Annotated in this window: 23 protein-coding genes and 2 pseudogenes; 10 read left to right on the top strand and 15 right to left on the bottom strand. The window is 54.4% G+C overall.

The window, feature by feature from the left end; genetic code table 11:
• Nucleotides 1-21 precede the first annotated feature (21 nt).
• A pseudogene (locus MKZ35_RS17370) lies at nt 22-856 on the bottom strand (glycoside hydrolase family 43 protein); the annotation flags it as partial.
• Between the two features lie 702 nt (nt 857-1,558).
• Here MKZ35_RS17370 and MKZ35_RS17365 point away from each other — a divergent pair.
• The gene (locus tag MKZ35_RS17365) at nt 1,559-2,590 is read left to right on the top strand and encodes a Gfo/Idh/MocA family protein (RefSeq protein ID WP_482514453.1); all 1,032 of its coding nucleotides are present in this window, start codon (nt 1,559-1,561) and stop codon (nt 2,588-2,590) included.
• A 184-nt stretch (nt 2,591-2,774) separates the two neighbouring features.
• Here MKZ35_RS17365 and MKZ35_RS17360 read toward each other — a convergent pair whose 3' ends face one another.
• The gene (locus MKZ35_RS17360) at nt 2,775-3,458 is read right to left on the bottom strand and encodes an alpha/beta hydrolase (protein ID WP_482514452.1); all 684 of its coding nucleotides are present in this window, start codon (nt 3,456-3,458) and stop codon (nt 2,775-2,777) included.
• A gap of 240 nt (nt 3,459-3,698) precedes the next feature.
• Between MKZ35_RS17360 and MKZ35_RS17355 the strand changes: the two genes are divergently transcribed.
• Nucleotides 3,699-4,079 carry an Hsp20/alpha crystallin family protein gene (locus tag MKZ35_RS17355; RefSeq protein WP_482514451.1) on the top strand — a complete coding sequence of 127 codons (381 nt, stop codon included), beginning with the start codon at nt 3,699-3,701 and terminating at the stop codon, nt 4,077-4,079.
• A gap of 84 nt (nt 4,080-4,163) precedes the next feature.
• On the opposite strand, the gene MKZ35_RS17350 is transcribed toward MKZ35_RS17355, so the two are convergent.
• Both MKZ35_RS17350 and MKZ35_RS17345 read right to left on the bottom strand, forming a co-directional pair.
• Nucleotides 4,164-4,487 (bottom strand): hypothetical protein, encoded by a 324-nt coding sequence (locus tag MKZ35_RS17350; protein WP_482514450.1) that lies wholly within the window; start codon nt 4,485-4,487, stop codon nt 4,164-4,166.
• A 228-nt stretch (nt 4,488-4,715) separates the two neighbouring features.
• On the bottom strand, nt 4,716-4,988 hold the full coding sequence (locus tag MKZ35_RS17345) for a VF530 family protein (RefSeq protein WP_482514449.1): 273 nt from the start codon (nt 4,986-4,988) through the stop codon (nt 4,716-4,718).
• A 146-nt stretch (nt 4,989-5,134) separates the two neighbouring features.
• Here MKZ35_RS17345 and MKZ35_RS17340 point away from each other — a divergent pair, with 146 nt between their 5' ends.
• From MKZ35_RS17340 to MKZ35_RS17330, 3 genes are read left to right on the top strand one after another with little or no spacing between them, the layout of a single operon-like run.
• Nucleotides 5,135-5,956, top strand: a complete 822-nt coding sequence (locus tag MKZ35_RS17340; protein ID WP_482514448.1) for a glycoside hydrolase family 25 protein — start codon at nt 5,135-5,137, stop codon at nt 5,954-5,956.
• 36 nt (nt 5,957-5,992) lie between these two features.
• Nucleotides 5,993-6,382 (top strand): septal ring lytic transglycosylase RlpA family protein, encoded by a 390-nt coding sequence (locus MKZ35_RS17335; protein WP_482514447.1) that lies wholly within the window; start codon nt 5,993-5,995, stop codon nt 6,380-6,382.
• Between the two features lie 40 nt (nt 6,383-6,422).
• Complete coding sequence (locus tag MKZ35_RS17330; protein ID WP_482514446.1) at nt 6,423-6,617, top strand: hypothetical protein; 195 nt, start codon at nt 6,423-6,425, stop codon at nt 6,615-6,617.
• Between the two features lie 65 nt (nt 6,618-6,682).
• On the opposite strand, the gene MKZ35_RS17325 is transcribed toward MKZ35_RS17330, so the two are convergent.
• Entirely contained in the window at nt 6,683-7,096 is a 414-nt protein-coding gene (locus MKZ35_RS17325; RefSeq protein ID WP_482514445.1) for a DUF6799 domain-containing protein, read from the bottom strand.
• A gap of 168 nt (nt 7,097-7,264) precedes the next feature.
• On the opposite strand from MKZ35_RS17325, the pseudogene MKZ35_RS17320 reads away from it, so the two are divergent.
• The 3 genes and pseudogenes from MKZ35_RS17320 (at nt 7,265) to MKZ35_RS17310 (ending at nt 9,035) form a co-directional block, all read left to right on the top strand.
• A pseudogene (locus MKZ35_RS17320) lies at nt 7,265-7,602 on the top strand (DUF3140 domain-containing protein).
• 116 nt (nt 7,603-7,718) lie between these two features.
• On the top strand, nt 7,719-8,666 hold the full coding sequence (locus MKZ35_RS17315) for a DnaJ C-terminal domain-containing protein (RefSeq protein ID WP_482514444.1): 948 nt from the start codon (nt 7,719-7,721) through the stop codon (nt 8,664-8,666).
• 45 nt (nt 8,667-8,711) lie between these two features.
• The gene (locus MKZ35_RS17310) at nt 8,712-9,035 is read left to right on the top strand and encodes a chaperone modulator CbpM (RefSeq protein ID WP_482514443.1); all 324 of its coding nucleotides are present in this window, start codon (nt 8,712-8,714) and stop codon (nt 9,033-9,035) included.
• Nucleotides 9,036-9,047: 12 nt separating this feature from the next.
• Here MKZ35_RS17310 and MKZ35_RS17305 read toward each other — a convergent pair whose 3' ends face one another.
• The 7 genes from MKZ35_RS17305 to MKZ35_RS17275 all read right to left on the bottom strand — a co-directional run bounded on the left by MKZ35_RS17305 (nt 9,048) and on the right by MKZ35_RS17275 (nt 13,936).
• Nucleotides 9,048-9,785 carry a ZIP family metal transporter gene (locus tag MKZ35_RS17305; RefSeq protein WP_482514442.1) on the bottom strand — a complete coding sequence of 246 codons (738 nt, stop codon included), beginning with the start codon at nt 9,783-9,785 and terminating at the stop codon, nt 9,048-9,050.
• A gap of 83 nt (nt 9,786-9,868) precedes the next feature.
• Nucleotides 9,869-10,609, bottom strand: coding sequence for a class I SAM-dependent methyltransferase (locus tag MKZ35_RS17300; protein ID WP_482514441.1), 741 nt, complete (start codon nt 10,607-10,609; stop codon nt 9,869-9,871).
• Between the two features lie 243 nt (nt 10,610-10,852).
• Nucleotides 10,853-11,227, bottom strand: coding sequence for a hypothetical protein (locus MKZ35_RS17295; RefSeq protein ID WP_482514440.1), 375 nt, complete (start codon nt 11,225-11,227; stop codon nt 10,853-10,855).
• A gap of 121 nt (nt 11,228-11,348) precedes the next feature.
• Nucleotides 11,349-11,972: a hypothetical protein gene (locus MKZ35_RS17290; RefSeq protein WP_482514439.1), complete on the bottom strand. Its 624-nt coding sequence runs from the start codon at nt 11,970-11,972 to the stop codon at nt 11,349-11,351.
• Nucleotides 11,973-12,062: 90 nt separating this feature from the next.
• Nucleotides 12,063-12,923, bottom strand: a complete 861-nt coding sequence (nadC, locus tag MKZ35_RS17285) for a carboxylating nicotinate-nucleotide diphosphorylase (RefSeq protein WP_482514438.1) — start codon at nt 12,921-12,923, stop codon at nt 12,063-12,065.
• Nucleotides 12,924-13,093: 170 nt separating this feature from the next.
• Complete coding sequence (locus MKZ35_RS17280; protein WP_482514437.1) at nt 13,094-13,492, bottom strand: DUF4783 domain-containing protein; 399 nt, start codon at nt 13,490-13,492, stop codon at nt 13,094-13,096.
• A gap of 45 nt (nt 13,493-13,537) precedes the next feature.
• On the bottom strand, nt 13,538-13,936 hold the full coding sequence (locus MKZ35_RS17275) for a DUF4783 domain-containing protein (protein ID WP_482514436.1): 399 nt from the start codon (nt 13,934-13,936) through the stop codon (nt 13,538-13,540).
• Between the two features lie 156 nt (nt 13,937-14,092).
• On the opposite strand from MKZ35_RS17275, the gene gpmI reads away from it, so the two are divergent.
• A complete protein-coding gene (gene gpmI / locus MKZ35_RS17270; protein WP_482514435.1) occupies nt 14,093-15,643 on the top strand; it encodes a 2,3-bisphosphoglycerate-independent phosphoglycerate mutase in 1,551 nt (516 codons plus the stop codon).
• Nucleotides 15,636-16,220 carry a hypothetical protein gene (locus tag MKZ35_RS17265; protein ID WP_482514434.1) on the top strand — a complete coding sequence of 195 codons (585 nt, stop codon included), beginning with the start codon at nt 15,636-15,638 and terminating at the stop codon, nt 16,218-16,220. The genes gpmI and MKZ35_RS17265 overlap by 8 nt, the downstream gene beginning before the upstream one ends.
• Before the next feature lie 174 nt (nt 16,221-16,394).
• On the opposite strand, the gene MKZ35_RS17260 is transcribed toward MKZ35_RS17265, so the two are convergent.
• From MKZ35_RS17260 to prfA, 3 genes are all read right to left on the bottom strand, one after another.
• Entirely contained in the window at nt 16,395-16,826 is a 432-nt protein-coding gene (locus MKZ35_RS17260) for a secondary thiamine-phosphate synthase enzyme YjbQ (protein ID WP_223284773.1), read from the bottom strand.
• 8 nt (nt 16,827-16,834) lie between these two features.
• A complete protein-coding gene (locus MKZ35_RS17255; protein ID WP_482514433.1) occupies nt 16,835-18,337 on the bottom strand; it encodes a hypothetical protein in 1,503 nt (500 codons plus the stop codon).
• A 172-nt stretch (nt 18,338-18,509) separates the two neighbouring features.
• Nucleotides 18,510-19,580 carry a peptide chain release factor 1 gene (gene prfA, locus MKZ35_RS17250; RefSeq protein WP_482514432.1) on the bottom strand — a complete coding sequence of 357 codons (1,071 nt, stop codon included), beginning with the start codon at nt 19,578-19,580 and terminating at the stop codon, nt 18,510-18,512.
• Nucleotides 19,581-19,952 lie beyond the last annotated feature (372 nt).

Raw genomic sequence — 19,952 nt, 5'->3', positions numbered from 1 at the left:
GCCCTGGCGACCCACAAACTCGTGACTATTGGTGTAGTAGGCGTGGTGCAGCAGGAACCAACGGCCTTCGTACTCCGTCACGGTGCCGTGGCCGGGGCATTTCCAAGTTTTATTTTTGGTCAGAATGGGGTTCTGGGGGCATTTCTCCCACGGCCCGAGCAGCTTTTGGAGCGTGCCACGCCGGTGGCGTAGTTGCAGCACTTGCCGCAGCAGCCGTTGCCCGCGTAAAACATATAGAAGTATTCGCCCTGACGCACGATGGCTGAGCCTTCCACCAGGCAGCCTTCCCACTTCTCCGTGTTGCGGAATAGCTCCTCTTTTTCCCTAGCAACGCCGTACGGCTTTCGTTCATGCGCTGGGCCCAGATCGGGGTATCTTTCTTGAAGGCGTTGCCATCCTCTTTCCACACCATATAGAGCACGCCGTTCTCGTCGCGTAGCGGAAAGCCATCAATGGAGCCCATGCGCTGGCCCACCAGTGGCCCGTGGTCGGTGTAGGGACCGGCGGGGTCATCGGCGCTGGCAATGGCTACGCACAGCTGGCCGCGCTTGCCTTTTTTGCGGGCCGTGTAGCAGATGTAGGTTTTGCCGTTTTCGTGGCTGATTTCTGGAGCCCAGAAGTTGGAGTCGGCCCACTCGGGCAGCTTATCCGGAAATACATAGCTCACGACTTCCCAATCGACGAGGTTGGTGGACTTGAGCAGTGGGAAAATTGGCCCCCATTCGGCCGAAGTGGCGCTGGCCCAATACGTATCACCAATTTTGGTAATGGTCGGATCGGGGAAGTCGCCGGGCAGAATAAGCTTATCGTAGATGGCCGCGGGGGCAGCCTCTATTAACGGCGCAGTATTTACCACCGGCTGGATAGCTACGGGGTAAGGGTGAGGCCATTCGCTGGGCGAACTGGCATCAGGGGCACCTGTTTCTAGATCGAAAGACACAACTGGAGAAAAGAGGGTGGGAAATTGATTCTCTCGGCCGCTGGAAAGGCCCGGTTTTGACGGGCGGGTGGCCCAAACCTTGCGAGCGGTATGTGTACCCTGAGCGGTTGCTCAGCGTATGTGAAGCAGAAAAAACAGACCGGAAAAGTATTGCGGAGGCCAATAACCTTGGGTAGTCATTAGCCTGGAAGCACCAGAATCAGAAAGGGTGAGGGGCAGCGTAACTGAACTTTCTTTGCGGGTAAGATACAGTCGTGCTACTCAGCTGTACTTTTCTTATAAATCTAAACTCTTTGATTTGATTCTCGTCAGCCAACTGACTAAGGTTTTAGCGTCAGTTGAAAGCAGCAAATATTATTTGGTTTAGCGCTTTCTACCTCCTTTCGGCAAACATTCTGCCAACAACAGCTGTCGAGCTATCCTTGGCCCGAATTTTTAACACTCTGTGTACAAGATAGATAATAAGCTATGTTATTTTTTGGATTCATGCAAGAATTATTTTAAAGAATACCCATTCCTTTTACCTCGCTTTAGCTGAGTATGAGTCAGCTCATTTAGATTGTTTGTCGCTGCTATCGACTAACTATGGGGCCTGCTTATGCTTACTCTCTGACTACTATGACAACGAACCCCATTCAAACCGGCCTGCTGGCTTATGGCATGTCGGGCAAGGTTTTTCATGCGCCGTTTTTGTCTGCTCACCCCGGATTTACCCTGCGTGCCGTAACGGAGCGCCACCAGAAGCAGGCGCAGCAGGATTACCCAGATCTTATCAGCTACGACAGCGTGGAGGCTCTGTTTGCAGACCCTAAAATCGAGCTTATAGTAGTAAATACGCCAAGCAACACGCACTTCGATCTGGCCCGGCAAGTATTGAAGGCGGGCAAGCATGTGCTGATTGAGAAGCCGCTGGTCACTTCTTCGGCCGAAGTACAGGAATTAGAGCAACTCGGGCAGCGCATGAAACGGCAAGTGCTGGCTTACCAGAACCGGCGCTGGGACAGTGATTTTCAGAGCGTGCGGCAGGTAATAGAAAGTGGTCAGCTCGGGCAGCTCATTGAGGTGCACTTTCGCTTCGACCGCTATAAGATGGCCCTAAACACGAAGGCCTTTAAGGAAACTCCGATTCCGGGCAGTGGGCTCGTGTATGACCTGGGGCCGCACTTACTAGATCAGGCCATTAGCTTGTTTGGCAAACCTTCATTCAGCCGCAAGACTACCGGCATATTCCGTCCCGGTTCGCAGGTAGCTGACTACTTTTCTTTTCACCTCCACTACCCCAATGGCTTGCAGGTGTTTCTGACCAGTAGCCTATTGGTAGCTCAGCCGCAAGCCTCCTTTGTGCTGCATGGCACGCAGGGCAGCTTCAGCAAGGCCCGAACCGATGTGCAGGAAACCCAGCTTCAGCAAGGAATTGCCCCCCAGGACGCTGCTTACGGCCTGGAAGCGCCCGGCCAGGAGGGTATTCTCACCTTAGCTACTGCCGATGGTCAATTGACCACTCATTCTTATCCTGCGCCGAAAGGTGACTTTATGCATCTGTTCGAGGCGGTATATCAAAGCATTAGGAACGGAATTTCTTACCCAATTACCTTGAAACAGATACGGTGGCAGATGGAGCTGCTGGAGCAAAGCGACGATACGCTGTAGGTATTCCAAGGTGAGGACATAAGCAATTTGCCTACCCAACTGCGCCGCCGGGCTTCGAGGTCTCAATGCTATCCTACAACGACTCGAATGAGATCCGCAGTTCCGAAAGAATAAAAGCTCAAAATCAGCGCTTTGTAGTTGTTGTATTCCATAAAAAAGCCACCTGAGCTGTTCGGGGGCTTTTTTATTCCGTAGGGTTAGGGTTTGACTCGTAGTTTATCGTTTCGGCGCCGGCACCCAGGGCTGCTAACGTGAGGCCATCTTCCGCGACATAGCTAAGCTGCGCCGTGAGGCCTACATCGAGCAAATCCTGCACGAGCCCTTCGCCGGCAACTTCGGGCGTGTACATCTCCACGGTGGTAGTTACCACGTTCACGGGACGTTCAGGTAGCCCAACTAGTGTAGCGCGGCGGTCGATTTCGGGCGGGAAGATGGCAGCATATAGAATCAGGCGGTCGTAGGTAATGCGGTTGCTGGCCAGCCAGCGACAGGCCGCCGCCGCGCCGTGCCCGTAGCCGAGCACCGTAACGGGAGTTTCGGGTGGGCAGGCGGCCAGAATCGTTTCGGCCAGGGAGTCGAGGTAATTGGTGAGGTCAGCGAGGTCGGGCAGCAAGTCGGAGGCGGCAAACCAGGTAGCGCCCGTGCTCAACGTACCATCGGGAGCAGGTGACAACGTGTAGCGCGACAGGGCTTCGGGCAGAATCAGCAGGCGTTCGGGCGTGACCAGGTTGCTGAGCTGGGCGGCAAAGTCGGCAACGGATTGGCCTTCGCCGTGCAGGCAAAACCAGACGTGACGAATCGTCGGGCCGGGTTCGCCCACACAATAGTAGCGGGCGGTACGTGTCGTATTAAACGTTTGGAGCTGCATACGGTCTAATTGGTGCTGTACGACAAAGTATTCTATACGGCAGCGACGCAAGCCATGGTTGGAAGGAGCCCAAAGTTGTGCTTAGGCACACCGCTTTTACCTGTCACTATGGCCGTTTAAATGGGTTTCAGACTGCTTTTGAGGCGTCAATCTGGCCGAAACCCGGCGCTAGTGACGTATAATAGAGGTTGGTACATCGTTTGAAATAAGTCCATCACAATCAAGATAAGAGACCTGACCATGAAGTTGATAAGCCAAGAATTCATTCGCAATATTGCCCCCCAGCTTAACCTGCTCAACACCTTGGGCGGCGGCACGGCCCAGGCGCAGCTGCGCGTCGATAAGGTGGCCAAGGGTGTGGTGGTACGGGTAGCGGCGCCTTCGGTGCGCCCCGAGAACTTTCACGTGTTGCTCGACAACAACCGTCTGACCGTGTACTGCGACTACCGCCACGAAGAGGGCGACAACATGAGCGCGCCGCTGTTTGCTCAAACGCTGGATCTGCCCGCTAATCTCGACCTCGACCGCATCGACGCCGTGCATGAGGCCAATGAGTTGCGCATCCGCATTCCGTTCCAGGACTCAGCCAGCCGCCGCGAAATCGATATCAAATTGCGCTAGGCTCCGCTTAGTTGCTTATAACGTCGGGACCGACCGACACCTTTTCACTGAAGCCACTGCGTAACCGCAGTGGCTTTTTTGGTTTTAATCGAAAAGCGGAATCAGCAGCAAAAACCCGGTAACCAGCGCCAAGTAAAACCAACCCATCACCTGCCCCCGATACCGGCGCGGCAGCCGGTTGCTGAGCACGAGCACCGCTACCACTATCACCAGCAGGTGTAGCAGCAGAAACACTACGGTTTTGACCCAGTTGCTGACAATCGTATTGTCGGGCTGGTACTGGTCGCTCATACCCAGCCCCGAAGTGGCAAAGCGCAGGACGTAGTACGTCACGGCTTCAAATACTACAAAGCACACGAAGCCAATCAGCAGCGCCTGGGAACCCGATTTCTGCGAAACGTCAGCCATTGTTTTTTGGTAAGCTACTATTGAATAATCGATCTCGTCTATTGGCCTATCAGGCAGAGCATCTCCTTTGCAGCCATTGAACAACTTGCGGTTGTCATGCAGAGCAGAGCGAAGCATCTCGCGTGTTTGGCCGGAGTACTAATCTAACGGTGCGAGCGAGATGCTTCGCTCTGCTCTGCATGACGTTCATATGAGAAGTTAGAAGACAACTGCCCAGCGTTACCCCACTCAGCTTTTCTTGCTCAACACCTCCTTGCTGCGGGTTTTTATGTAGAGTTCCTCCACTTTCGCTCGTGCCCAGGGCGTGCGGCGCAGAAACACCAGGCTGGACTTGATGCTGGGATCAACGGCGAAGCAATTAATGTGAATGCGCTCATCTAGTCCTGGCCAGCCATAATGAGCCACCAGATATTCCAGAATCTGGGCCAGGGTGATGCCGTGTAGCTCACGGATGAGGTGGCCCGATTCGTCGCGGGCGTCGGAGGGATGTGAAGTGGCCATGGGGCGGAGCGTTAAGAAGCGAAAGGTCGGGAAAAGCAGGGATTGGTGAGCTACATACGCTGGCGGGGGCTTTTTTCTGCGCCGCAACCGCTAGCTTAGGTACGAGCCAGGCACGTAAGTGCGTTACCTTTGCGATGGCCACGCTCATGAACCGACCCCGACGACGCCCTACTGCCTCACGCCGACCCGCTGCTCCTAGGCGGCGCTTGCCCCTGCTCATTGGCTTGGCCCTGCTACTGGCTGCGCTGGCTTTTTACGGGCGGTATTGGCGCCAGATCAATCGGTATGCCCGGCGCACTTATGCTACCTATACCGCCCATCAACTGACGGGCCGCGAGAAAACCCCGCTGCTCACCGGCTACACGGTGCACGGCATTGATGTCTCGTCGTATCAGGGCCGCATCGACTGGCCGGAAGTGGCGGAGCATCAGGTGCGTTTTGCGTTTATTAAAGCCACCGAAGGCGTTACGCTGCGCGACGCACGCTTTCAGCGCAACTGGCGCGAGGCCCGCGCCGTCGGCATTTACCGCGGAGCCTACCACTACTTTCAGCCCAACTACGACGGCGCTCAGCAAGCCGACCTTTTTGTGCGCAACGTACCGCTAGCCGCCGGCGATTTACCCCCCGTACTTGATGTGGAAGCGCCTAACTTTCACGATGTAGCCGTGATGCGGCGCAACGTAGCCACCTGGCTGCGCCTGATAGAGCGCCACTACGGCGTGCGCCCCATTCTGTATACCAACTATAACTTCTATAAGCGCCACTTAGCTGGTCACTTCGACCAGTATCCCTTGTGGCTGGCGCACTACGAAGTAGAAAAGCCCCTCCTACCCCGCGACAAATGGATTATCTGGCAGCATAGCGACGAATCGCACGTACCAGGTATTCGCGGCCCGGTCGACTTCAACGTATTTCAGGGCAACTTTGCCAAGCTGCTGGCCTTACGTATTCCCGAAAAGCCAGAGTAAGTGTAGGCTCTGGTTTGGTGTCATTTATATTTACTTATGCCTCCCATTTTCTTTCGTCGTTTTTGCTGGCTACTAAGCTTACCGTGGCTGCTGAGTGCCTGCGCCGGTGGCGCCAATACGTTCACCCAGAGCGGTCAGGGCTCCTACTACGCCAACAAATTCAATGGCCGGAAAACGGCTAGCGGCACCGTATATAGGCCCAATAAGATGACGGCGGCCCACAATACACTTCCTTTCGGCACGGTGGTGCGCGTGACCAACACGCGCAACAACCGCTCAGTAAAGGTAACCGTGACGGACCGGGGCCCGCACGTGAAAGGCCGCATCATTGACTTGTCGCGCAAGGCCGCCCGCAAAATTGATTTGATTGACGCCGGCGTAGTGCCGGTACAGGTAAAAGTGGTCAAGAAAGCTTCCTCGCGCTAATTGGGGGGCTTTTTTAACCTAATTTTTCTATTTGTCTCGCATGAGAATCCGCAAAAAAGTGCGCTGGACTGTACCTGCGGCCTCAAGTCGCTTCGTGGCGCTGGCCGCCTTCGTGAAAGCCGCCGAAACCCAGGCCTGGACCGAGGCCGAAATCCAGTACGTAATGGATGAAGTAGTAGAAGCCCGCGACGATGCCGAGGCCGCGCTGATCTTGCTGGACTACACGCAAGTCTAAAACGAAGCCGGGCAGCTCAGACCTTTATGGTTTGAGCCGCCCGGCCGCTTGGGAATTTGTGCAGGTTATCTCTTCTTTTTGCCTTTCGTTTTCAGATTTTCCTTCTTCACTAAAAGAAGGCTGTCTTGCTCGGCTTTTTGAGCACTTGTCGTGAGGCGACCACTCAGCGAAACCATATCGCCTTCCTGGAGTTGGGTGCTGACCCCAGCCGCCGTCACCACGCTACCGGCTGGGGTGATCTTGGTGCCATTGGTGAGGCTCATTTCCTGCGTGAGTGCCTTAGTCTGGCCCATCTGGGTTACCAATACCTTGCCCTCCTTCAGCATAGCGCCATCTTTCATGGTAGCGACGCCGGGCGTTACGGGCTTAGGGCGAGGAGCAGCGGCTGCCCTGCGTGGCGGCAGTTTAGTTTGGGCCGAGGCCGCTACGGCACTCGTAGTTAAGGCCAGAGCCAGGAGCGCGACAGTGCGTAGTTTCATACTGGAAGAGGGATAGAGAGTGGGAGTAATAAGTGAAGCGAATTCAACAAGCAATCGCCAACTGGGCAACAGCAACAAGCGAGCAACCCGGCTTAAGCTGAGCGCGTTAGAACAGGAAAAGAGCCATCGGTATGGCCATTATTTCTCTTTTCTACATCAGCTATTCCTATGGCAACTGAGAAAGCATCAAACAATATTTACGCCGATTTTAAGGCGCGAGTGAACATGACCGCGTCAGAGCTAGAGAAGTGGCTTGCCACGGAGGAGTCCAACTCGGTGGGGCAGGACAGCGGCGACGGTACCAGCATCGGTCACAAGTCGGGCGAGCGAATTATTGAGCTACTGAACAAGAAAAAACGGACCTGACGGAGGCCGACGAGGCGCACATGCACAAGGTTTACTCCTACATTAGCCGGCACTTAGCCCAGGGACCGGAAAAGGACATAGAGCACTCGCGCTGGCGGTATTCCCTGATGAACTGGGGCCACGATCCGCTGAAAAAATAGGCAACTTGGTGAAGGTTGAATTTTAATCAAGGTGCCCACATGCGAAAGGCGTTATTCAGAGGCCAGAGCAGTTCATGTCTTTAAAATTCAGCATTCATACGCCATAAATTCACAAAGTGGACTACAAGGATTATTACAAAGCGTTGGGACTGGATAAAACGGCTACCACCGACCAGATCAAGAAGGCTTACCGCAAGCTGGCGCGTCAGTATCACCCTGACGTGAACCCCAACAATGCGGAAGCTGAGCGCAAGTTCAAAGAGATAAATGAGGCCCATGAAGTGCTTAGCGACGGGGAAAAGCGCCGCAAATACGACCAGCTAGGCGCCGACTGGCAGCGCTACCAACAAACCGCCGGGGCGGGCCGCGCCGGCGGGGGCGGTTTTGACTGGTCGCAGTACGGGCAGCCCGGTGGGTATGGCGGCTACGGCCAAGCCGGCGGCGGCGACCCATTCGGCAACACCGACTTCTCCGACTTCTTCAGCTCCATTTTTGGCGATATGAACAGCGCTGGACGCGCTGAGGGGCATTCTGCACGGGCCAGCGCGGGCCATGACTACCAGGCCGAGCTGGAACTAACATTAGCCGAAGCTTACGAGGGTGGCCCGCGTACGCTCACCGTAAACGGCAAGAAGCTGCGCATCAACATTCAGCCCGGCGTCGAAGATGGGCAGACCATCCGGCTGCGCGACCAGGGAGCGGCTGGCAACAACGGCGGCCCGGCCGGCTCACTCTACATCACCCTGCGCATAGCCCCCGATCCGCGCTACACCCGCAATGGTGCCGACCTCACGATGGATGTTCCGGTGAGCATTTATACGGCTCTGCTGGGCGGGCAACAGGTAGTCGAGACGTTATCGGGGCCGGTTAAGATTAACGTAAAGCCTGACACACAGAACGGTACGCGCCTGCGTCTGCGGGGCAAAGGCTTTCCAATTTATAAGCAGCCCGGCCAATTCGGCGACTTATACCTGCGGCTGAATCTGACTTTGCCGCAAAACCTTACGGATAAAGAGAAAGAGCTTTTTCAACAGTTGGCTCAGCTTCGGGGCGAAGCTTCCTGATAATCGTTAGTCTTTGCTATTGCCACTCGCTATTCACTATCTGCTATGGAAACGTCAGCCTTTATCACGATTACCTTCCACGACTGCACCCTGCGTTACGGCCTGAGCGAACCTGACTTACATGAGCTTGTGGAGCTGGGCCTGCTGCACCCCGCGGATGCGCCCGACACCCTCCGTGCCGAGCTCGATCATCTGGCGCGGCTAGCCCGCTTGCACCATGAGCTAGGCCTAAATGCGGAAAACATCGATCTTGTACTGGCCATGCGTCGTCGGCTGCTGGAACTCCAAACTGAGCTGTCTCGTCAGCGCGCCCGCGTGGCTCAACTGGAGTATTACCTGAACAACTCTGGGCCGCTGGTAGATATGTAGCTGCCTTTTAAGTTAAACATCAATTGCCAGCGCCAGCAGCGTGCCGGCCAGCGTAGCGCCAAGCTTAGGCCAATTGAGACGGTGTTCCGGGCTGGTTTCGAAAAGAATGGTGGTGGATACGTGCAGAAAATTACCCGCTACCAAGCCCAGCAGCGCAGCGTATAAGCCGCCGGTCATCAGTTCCTCCAGCACGACGTAATTGCTAACTACGATGCCTATGGGCGCGGCCAGCGCGAACAGCACCAGATACGGCAAGGCCCGCTTAAAGCTGTGCAGGCGCAACAGTAAAGCCGCCATCAGGGCAAAAGCTGCCGGAATGTGGTGCAGGGCCACTCCCCCCAGAATAGCATAAAAGTTCTCGTTGCTGGGCGTGGCTTCGGGCTGCTTAATCAGAATACTGCCTTCCAGAAAAGAGTGAATTACCAGTGAGAACAACAGCAGAAATGGTACCTGCCCATCATGCGCCGTGTCGTGATGAATATGGCCGTGCTCAACGCCCTGCGAAAAAACCTCCAGCAATAACTGCCCGAAAAAGCCCCCCAGTACATAATATCCGATGCGGTGCATCTCATTGTTGGGCACTAGTAGTAGGGCTTCGGGCAGCAAGTGGGTGATAGTGAGCGTGAACAGATAGGCCCCACTAAAAGCCAGCAAGGGCTTCATCCAATTGGTGCGGGCCGTGGGCAGCAGGCGAGTGAGTAGGCCCGCGCCCAGCACGGTCAGAAATAGCAGCAGAACGGCAATCCACATGGATAATGTGTTGATTAGGTAGGCATTGATGAAGTTAAATAAACCAGCCGGCTACAGCCGGCCTGTTATTTAACTCACCAACTTTATTTCTTCACTATAAAAATCATGCGCGGGCTCAGTGCTTGGTTGTACGGGCCTAGTTGGTAGTCGCCCAGCACTTCGGCTAAGCGCAAGCCCGCCATCTGAAAATATTCCTCAAAATTGTTCAGGCCCAGGGCCCGAACCCGCTCTTCAAAGCGCTGCTCCTGTCCAAGCGCATCCTCGAAGCGAATCGTTTTGACTATAAATCCATCGTCGAGACGACGGGCGATGTGGAAGGTGATGCCACTTATGGTTTTCTTTTCCTCAAGTACCAGCTCACGCAGCGTGCGCTCGGTATTCATAAAGTCAATCACCATTTTGCCCCCCGGTCGCAATGCCTCTGCCGCGGAGCGCAACGCTACTATATTTTCCGTCTCTTGGGCGAAATAGCCAAAGCTGGTAAACAGATTAAAAATGAAATCGAACGCTCCGAACGGCAGCGGGTTGCGCATATCATGCACATGGAAGTGCAGGCGCTCATGCGCAAACCCTTGGGCGTAAGCGATGCTCTCCGGCGACAGATCGACCCCGGTAACCTCGTAACCTTTCTGACTCAGGTACACAGAGTGCCGGCCTTTACCGCAAGCCAGATCAAGCAGTTTCGCGTTCGGTTTTACCCGCAGATGACCCAGCAAAGCATTTATAAAACTCTTAGCCTCCTCCTCGTTACGGTCGCGGTAAAGCAAGTGGTAATAAGGCGAGTCAAACCAACTAATAAACCACTCAGTAGTAGGGTGCAACATTAATGTTATAAAAGAAAAAGCCTGCTGCTAAGTCATTGCCGCTGGAAGACACTAGCCGGCAATATTTGCAACAATGTTACAGATAAATTGTCTGGCTTCTGTTAATCTCCAGTCAGGGCCGTTGTCGTAAGCCAGCAATTTGCCCCCCTACAATACTATGGCAGCCAGCTAAAGCAATAGCCGCCGTCAGCATAACGCTAACGGCGGCTACTTCTAAGTCCTTAAAATTAAGCCATCTGTAACCTAGCGCTGAATCTCGCTACCATTTGCCATAGTATCGGCTTGGCTGGGCTTAGCGTTGATTTTAGCGGCTTCCTCTTTTCTGTTCGTACGCATTGCTTCCTCGGCGTTAGCCGAGATGCTGGCTTCAGCCGAAGGCTTGGGCTTGCCATTAATGCCTTCTAGTGCCGAGCTAACTGGCTTCGGAATAGCGGCACCTTTAGCCTGGTTGGTTTCGTAAGCCGTGCCTTGGTCGAAGTTGTCAGACGAACGTGAACCGGGCGCTACCAGATCAGTCGACACTTGATTGTCGGGGCGGAAGGCAGAAGGTTCGCTGCTACAGGCAGTCATTGATAACGCGAGACTGGCCACGCCAGCGAGCAACAGGTTCTTATTCATAAAGTTAAACTGAGTTGAGCTTGAGGGTTGAAGGCTGAGGAATCGCTTGGCTGCTTCATCTGAACAGGCAGCCAGCAAACCATTCAGCTACGCAAGGATTACCGATACCGGGGGGCAAATGTTACGCCGCCGACGCATCGGCGGCCGATGCTGGTGCTGTGGGCAGCAGGTTTTTACGGCGCAGCATGGCATCAAACAGCTTTATATCATTCGGCGAATTGAAAATACGCAGGGGCAGCAGCAAGAATACAGGCACATCGAAGGTGCGGGCAATCCAGCGGCGCCAGCCAGCTATTTCATCGGGCGCCTGGCCGGGGCGCAGCCACATGGTGAAGCCTTCGACATCGCGCTGGGCCCGATCAATCATGTCCCAGCTTAGGTTCATACCCTGCTTTTCATTGAGGCGCAGCAGAATCTGCCGCTGGTCAATCTCATAGTTAAAACGCTCAAAAAGTGGCTTGCTTTGCTCCATCTGCGTCACGCTTGTAATTTGGGCCGAGCGAAGTAATACAAACAGCACGGTCAGCAGTACTGCTAGCCCAACCCACCACCACGAGGGCCAGATGAGGGCTGGCAACAGCCCGATGGCCAGCGGGATAAGGGCATACCACCACTCCTTTTTCCACACCTGCGTCATGGCCATGCGGGTATAGGTGTTGGTGTTCAGCTGGTATTTCTTGGTACGGATGGCCAGCGGCGCGGCTCCTTGCGCCTGCCGGAAGCCCCGTTGATTTGGTTGCTGCATTGAAATGAATAATTGAATGGTTGACTGAGTGAATGGGTGAATATTTTTTGTTGAACAACCACTCATTCGGCCATTCACCCATTCACTCATTTAATACGCTTTTAAGCTCAAATCCAGGCTTTTAAGCGAATGAGTAAGTGCACCAACGGAAATAAAGTCGACACCCGTGGCGGCCACTGCGGCAATCGTGTCCTCCGTAATGCCACCCGACGCCTCGGTAGGAAAACGCCCCCCAATAAGCGCTACCGCTTCCCGCAGCTGGCTGGGGGGCATATTGTCGAGCATAATGCGGTCGATGCCGCCCGTATCAAGTGCCTCCTGCACTTCGGCCAGCGTCCGGGTTTCTATTTCGATTGGTAGCTGGCGACCCGTACGCTTCAAGTAAGTGTGTGTAGCTTCAATAGCCGCCCGAATTCCGCCCGCGTAGTCTACGTGGTTGTCCTTCAGAATAATCTGATCAAACAGGCCGTAGCGATGGTTCACACCTCCACCAATAAGTACGGCCCATTTCTCGCACAGACGAAAGTTAGGGGTGGTTTTGCGCGTGTCAAGGAGTTGGGCACGGGTGCCAGACAGCAGGCTGGTCAGATGCGCCGTGTGGGTGGCAATGCCGCTCATGCGCTGCATACAATTGAGCACCAGCCGCTCAGAGGTCAGAATACTCTGGGAACGGCCTTCCACCCGGAAAGCGATATCGCCTACCTGAACACGGACACCATCACTCAGCAATTCTTCCACCCGCAAGTCAGGGTCCACAGCGCGAAAAATATGATGAGCCAGTGCGACACCAGCCAGTATGCCTTCATCTTTCACTAGTAAATGCGCCCGATTCTGAGCATCCGCCGGGATGGAAGCGAGGGACGAATGGTCGCCGTCGCCCACATCTTCGGCCAGGGCCGTGCGGATAAACGTGGATATAGCTTCAGGCGTGAGGTAGGGAGCGTTTTGCACGGTGCAAAAATAGAAAAAGCCCCTGACAAAGCCTCTGCCCTAACATCTCTATCGTGTATTGTACCCTGCGAACGGGTGAACTCATCCTAAAGCAAAAACCCAGCATCAGTTGGATACTGGGTTTGAAATGTATGAATGAAGCTCGGCATTTGAGCCGACTATCTTAAACTCTACTCTTTCGTGAAATTGATGGAATCAATGACTAAAGCACCACCGATAGGTTTCATTTGCACAAACACCTGGTAAGAGCCTGTCTTGCCAATGTACTTGCCAGCGGCGTATTGAATGCTTTCGGCGCTGGTTTTTTGGTGGTCGTACTCAAAGCTGGCAGGTGAGTTCTTGGCGAAGAAATCCTTCATGACAAACTCTGCCTGCGTTGCGCTATAGCTTTGCTTATCGCCATCGAAGGCTAGCTCTACCGTGGGGCCAAAGAACTGGGAAAGGTCGCGGGCCGAGCCATTGCGAATTGCCCCCTTAACGGCCCCCAGCGACTCCCCTTGGGCTTGTACTCCAACAGCCAGCAAAGCAAACCATACAATGGCGCAGAACTGGAGTAGTATTCGTTTCATATAAAAAATTCTTTGTTCGGCTATAATACGCAGATTGGCCAGCCGTTATTCTTGGGTGAAATCAATTGTGTCGATGGTAGGCGAACCGCTGCCGGGCTTCATCTTCACGAACACGCGATAAGTACCGGTTTTGCCCGTGTATTTACCAATAGCGTACTTTGTTCCCTCATTACTGCTTCCCTGGTGAATAAACTCAAAAGCGGTAGGAGGGTTTTTGGTGAAAAAGTTTTTGAGAACCAATTCGGCTTCAGCAGCACTGTAGCTTTGCTTATCACCGTCGTAGCCCAATTCTACTTTCGCACCCAGGTAAGAAGCTAATTCCTGGGCCGAGCCATTGCGAATGGCGCCTCGAACGGCCCCAAAAGCTTCGCTTTGTGCGTAACTAGCAATGGAGAGCAGTCCTAGCCAAACCAGCAGGCAAACCCGAAAAACGTTGCGTTTCATACTAAGGAAAAGTACGAAAGAGTTAACTCCAAAACTATGCCAATAGGCAATAAATTGGTTTATTCCTCCACTAATTTGCACCAGTCCTAAGATAATTGAAAACATCCTGAAAGAACACAATCTAGGGTTAGGGTCCCTACCCTTATCTTTGCATGTATGAACAAACCAGTGTTGCTCGTTATTCTGGATGGCTGGGGTCTGGCTCAAAACAAAGCTGTTTCGGCTATTGATGCTGCTCAGACTCCCTTCGTTGACTCCCTTTTTCAGCGTTTTCCCCATAGCCGTCTTCAGGCCTCCGGTGAGGCCGTGGGCTTGCCTGATGGGCAAATGGGCAATTCGGAAGTAGGCCACATGAATATTGGGGCCGGCCGCGTGGTTTATCAAGATCTAGTGCGGGTCAATAAAGCTATCCGGGAGCGGAAACTGGGAACGGTGCCCGCGCTGGAAAAGGCGTTTGAGTACGCTCGCACCAACGGTAAGAGCCTGCACTTCATGGGGTTGCTATCCGATGGAGGTGTACATTCGCATATCGAGCACCTTAAAGCGCTTTGCACGCTGGCGCACGACGCCGATGTGTACAAAGTGTTCATTCACGCCTTTACTGATGGGCGTGACACGGACCCGAAAGGTGGCGTAAACTACGTCAACGACCTGGAGAAGCACCTGGAGCGGAATAGCGCCAAGATTGCCACTATTGTGGGGCGCTACTACGCCATGGACCGCGACAACCGCTGGGAACGGATTAAAGTAGCGTATGACTTGCTGGTAAACGGCAAAGGCACGCCGTCGCAAAACCTGATTCAGAGTATGCTCGACTCTTATAAGGAAGGCGTGACGGATGAATTTTTGCAGCCCATCGTGAAGGTAGGCGCTGATGGCCAACCGATTGCCACTATTCAGGAAGGCGACGTGGTTATCTGCTTCAACTTCCGCACCGACCGGGGCCGGGAAATTACGCAAGCGCTTACCCAGCAGGATTTTCATGCCTTCAACATGCACCGGCTCAACCTGCATTATCTCACCCTCACGAACTACGACGCCACGTTTACGGGCGTGACGGCCATTTTTGAGAAGGATAATCTGGACGACACGCTGGGCGAAGTATTGGCCGCAGCGGGCAAAATCCAGATTCGCATTGCCGAAACGGAGAAGTATCCGCACGTCACGTTTTTCTTCTCTGGCGGCCGCGAAACGGAGTTTGTCGGCGAAACCCGCATTATGCGCCCCTCTCCTAAGGTAGCTACCTACGACTTGCAACCGGAGATGAGTGCTTACGACCTGCGCGACGCGCTAGTGCCGGAGCTACAAGCTCGATCAGCCGATTTTATAGTGCTCAACTTCGCCAATCCCGATATGGTGGGCCATACTGGTGTGTTTAAGGCAGCCGTGAAGGCCGTGGAGACTGTAGATACCTGTGCGAAAGACGTGGTAGAGGCCGCGCTTGCCAGCGGTTACGCCTGCATTATAATTGCTGACCATGGAAACGCCGACATGATGATTAATCCTGACGGCACGCCCAATACGGCGCACACGACCAATTTGGTACCCTGCATTTTAGCTGACACTACTTATCGCGGTATACTCGCTGATGGAAAGCTCGGCGACATCGCGCCTACTGTGCTGGCCCTCATGGGTATAGCGCAACCGGCTGTCATGACGGGGCAGTCGCTGCTACAACCCGCTGCCACGAGCCCTGCTAATGCGTAAGGCTTTCTGGCTGCTGGGGTTACTCGCACTTGCTTCGGCCTGTGGGACTGAAGCGGTGGGCCCTGTTCCGAAGAAGGAGGCGCGCAAGCCTATGTATTTCGATATCAAGGCTTTTCTGGATGCTCAAACCCGAGAGCTGACACGACGTAATCCGGCGGTGGAAAAGCGCGTGGTGCTGCGTGGGGGGCAAATAGAAACTACCCGTGTGCCCAAAGTAGAGTGGAGCAAGGAACTGCAGATCTTTTACCAGGCTGACATCAACAAACCTGCTCTGCGCGGTGCCTATGCCGTCGACTCGGTAGCCAAAGACAAGACGCTGCTACGTACTTACAGCCGCAAGACAGGCATCGACAACTCGGTGGAGCGCATCACAGTTTTGTCGGCTGCGGCTAGTCCGGCAGTTGCCCAGGAAATTACGGCCACACTCACGCAGGATAATCCGCTGTTCTTCTCCCAGAAGCGCGTGGTAATGCACACCACCGATGGCCGCTTGTCTGACTATCAGGTAAAAGGCGTACAAAAGCTGGTGCTGTTCGACACGTTGCGCTATTCGGCGGCCGGGCGTGTTCTGGATTAGTACTGGGCAAAACCTGGCTTCGCAACGCGCAAGTCTTGAAGCTGAAGCGCAAGCCCGAGGGCAGCATTAAGACTATCAACCCGAAACTTCTACTTATTCAGAAAAAGCCCCCCACTGCTCTAGTGGGGGGCTTTTTTAGTGATAGTTTTATTGGAGATTTCTCTTGAGCGGCCGTTATTTGCTAGCCTTACCCATTAGCGTAGCCACTACCCAGCGACGCCCACCATCATTGCGGTGCTCACCCAAATAAATTCCCTGCCACGTTCCTAAAGCTAGCCGCCCACCGGTGATAGGCACGCTTACGGTAGTGCCCAGAAGTGCCGCTTTCAAGTGAGCCGGCATATCGTCGGGGCCTTCCTGGGTGTGGCGGAAATAGGGGGCATTTTCGGGCGCCACCCGATTAAAATATGATTCGAAATCCTGCCGCACCGTTGGGTCAGCATTTTCGTTGATGCTTAGGCTGGCGGAAGTATGCTGGATAAAAAAGTGCGCCGTGCCGACCTCAATGCCTTCCAACTCCGGCAATTCAGCCATGAGCAGGTCGGTGATGAGATGGAAGCCTCGCCGCACAGCAGGCAGGCGCAGACGTTTCTGAAACCAGATCATAAAACAAACTACGGATTCTGGCGCTCGTAGGCGCCCAGGTCGGGAGTGGCGGCCGCACGGGGCTTATTGAGCAGGTCGCGGGTGAGCAGAGGCGCAAACACGGGCCGGTTGCTGGCCGGTGAAAGCGTATCGAGGCGATAGTCAAACCGGTTGCCGCGGAGCCGGCCGGGCGTACTGATGAATTTCGGGTCGGTAAAGATGTTATTGGTGCCAGTGCCGTCAAACCCTAGTTGAGTGGCTGTGCTAGCTTCTGTACGCAGTAAGCTATTGCGAATGGTAACCTGATTTGCATAGCGGCTCACGTTTTCAAAGCCTAGCTCGTCTAGCTTATCACCCCAAATAATGGAATTCAAAATACTGACCGTGGGCAACACCGATGGGCCAGGCTGGCCGTTAGCCAACGTAAGCACATCGGAGAAAACCAGCGAAGGATTTAGCCGCACAAAGCCGGGGGTATAGTTGGCTACAGTGCAAAAATTGAGGGCAAAATTGCCCCCCTGCAAGCCCCGAATTGCAAACTCGCCGCAGTTGGTGAGCAGACAGTTGCGCAAGGTAAAATCGCCGGAAAAGCTTAGAATACCGGCGCCATCGAAGCTGGCGCTGCCGCTGGCAAAGTTGAGGCTGGCCCCGGAGATGTTCCGGATAATGCTATTCTCCACCAGCACGTTGGGCCGGGGCTGGCGGTTTTCGGGGTTAAACACCAGCAAGCCAAATCCGGCATTTTTGATTTCGGCGTAGCGAACCACATTGCCCTGGCTCGTCGCATCAAACTGAATGCCGCGCCATTGGCCTGGGATTTCATTGTACGCCGCTTCGAGCCTGTCGCCGGCGAAGCGCACGAAGCGGGGGTCATTGGGCTTCAATTCCTCACTGGGGGCCAAATCGGGGTTTACCAGCAGCCGTCCTTTGATAACAATTCCTGACCCCGCATGCACGTAAATGCGGGCCCCAGCTTCTATAGTAAGGGTGCAGCCCGCATCAACCCGCACAAAATCATAGATGACATGGGGCTTATCATTCCGCCACACGGTGTTGCAGGCTAGGGTTTCGGCCGTGTGGAAGTAGGCATTCTGCCCATAAGCCACCAGCGCTACTTGCTGCTCATTGCCATTGGTGCGAAACTGCACCTGGTCTTCCACCAGAAACGGCGTGTTTTCGGCTCCTGGTCCTAGCTTCGCCTTCACCAGCAACAGCAAACTATCACGGCCCCGAATTTCCACATCCTGAGCCAATGGCCCGGCAGCCCCGCTAACTGTCAGGGTGTAAGGTGAGTTGGCGGTTTTCAGGCTGATTTGCTCCACCCGCACGGCCCGCCGGTTGCGGTTGTATACCCACAGACGCTTCGTGACGGTGCCGGTTTGCACAAATACGGTGTCGAAAAGCAACGTATCGGCCGAAAACTCCAGGCGGGCGCTAGTGTCGCGCGTTACGAGTTCCTCCTTGGGCTCACAGCCCGGCAGCAGGGCTGCGAAGCTGATTAGAATGAGCAGTATAGGAAGAAATAAGCGCATGGAATAGATCGTTCAACGAAGCCTCACCCCTAGCCCCCTCTCCCGAAAAGAGGGGGAACTAGTTTCTAGTGCTTCTAGAAACCTAGCGTTCTATTAAAGTACTAGGGCTAGTTCCCCCTCTTTTCGGGAGAGGGGGCTAGGGGTGAGGCTTCGTTGAACGACCAGATTGAGGCTACGATACTCCCTCTTTCAGGCGCTCGGCGCTTTCAGCGATGCGCAGCTGCTCCACAAAGTCATCGATGTTGCCTTCCATTACGCTGGCCAGGTTGTACACCGTGTAGCCAATGCGGTGGTCCGTTACGCGGCCCTGTGGGTAGTTATACGTGCGAATCTTGTCGGAACGGTCGCCGCCGCCGATCATGCTTTTGCGCTGGGCGCCTTCAGCTTCGTTCTTCTTGGCTAGCTCTATTTCGTAGATGCGCGAGCGCAGCACTTGCAGCGCTTTATCGAAGTTCTTGAGCTGCGACTTCTGGTCCTGACACTGAGCCACCAGGCCCGTGGGCAAGTGGGTCAGGCGCACAGCTGAGTAAGTTGTATTAACCGACTGTCCTCCAGGACCCGACGACATAAATAGGTCCTTGCGCACGTCGTTCATGTCGATTTCCACATCTAGTTCCTCTGCTTCCGGCATCACTACGATGGAAGCAACGGAAGTATGAATGCGGCCCTGCGTTTCAGTGGCGGGCACACGCTGTACGCGGTGCACGCCGCTCTCAAACTTGAGCTTGCCGTACACGTCCTCGCCTTTCACCGACAGAATAATCTCTTTATAGCCGCCGCTGGTGCCTTCGGTAGCATCAATCAGATCCATGCGCAGGTTTTGCTTTTCGGCGTAGCGCATATACATGCGCTGCAAGTCGCCGGCAAAGATGGCCGCCTCGTCGCCGCCGGCACCGGCCCTAATTTCCATGATTACGTCCTTGGAATCGTTCGGGTCTTTGGGCAGCAGCAGGTCTTTGATAACGGTTTCCAGGCGCTCCTGCTCGGGCACCAGCTCGTCGAGCTCGGCCTTGGCCATCTCGCGGAAATCCTCGTCTTTTTCCGTGGATATAACTGCGCGGGCACCCTCAATATTAGAGAGCACCTCCTGGTATCTGCGATACTCAGCTACTATGCGGCCAAGGTCTTTGTATTCTTTATTGAGGGATTTGTAGCGCTTCATGTCGCTCATCGCCTCGGGCTGCATTAGCTGCTCATTCACGTCCTCGTAGCGTAGGCGAATGGCCTCCAGTTTTTCTAGCATCTTGCCTTCAGAGAATTATATTGGGAGTGCAAAGGTACTGAAAACAAACAGGTCCTGCGCACGGCAAGTTGCATTGCGCGGCGACAGGGCACTAGCCCACTTCTTTTCCAAGGATATAGATCTCATCAGAACTTATCCTTTCCAGAAAATCCCTACTTTACCGTCGTAAGTCTGCACCAATGACCGCACTTTTTAGTCTGAACTGCTTATTTCCCGCTCTGGGGGGCTTTTTTTCAGCGCCCATCTTTGGCTACACAACAGGTACCACAACCCGCTAGACGGGCTGCGCTACCTCTCCTTGTTTTGATGTTTCGCAGCCCGTCGCCGGCCGCTTCCTGACCAGAAGCCAAGCCGGTCCCGACGGGCTTTTTC

This window comes from Hymenobacter sp. R533113, assembly GCF_056835965.1.
The sequence above is the reverse complement of the archived record's forward strand: the minus strand, read 5'-3'. Positions and strand labels throughout refer to the sequence as shown.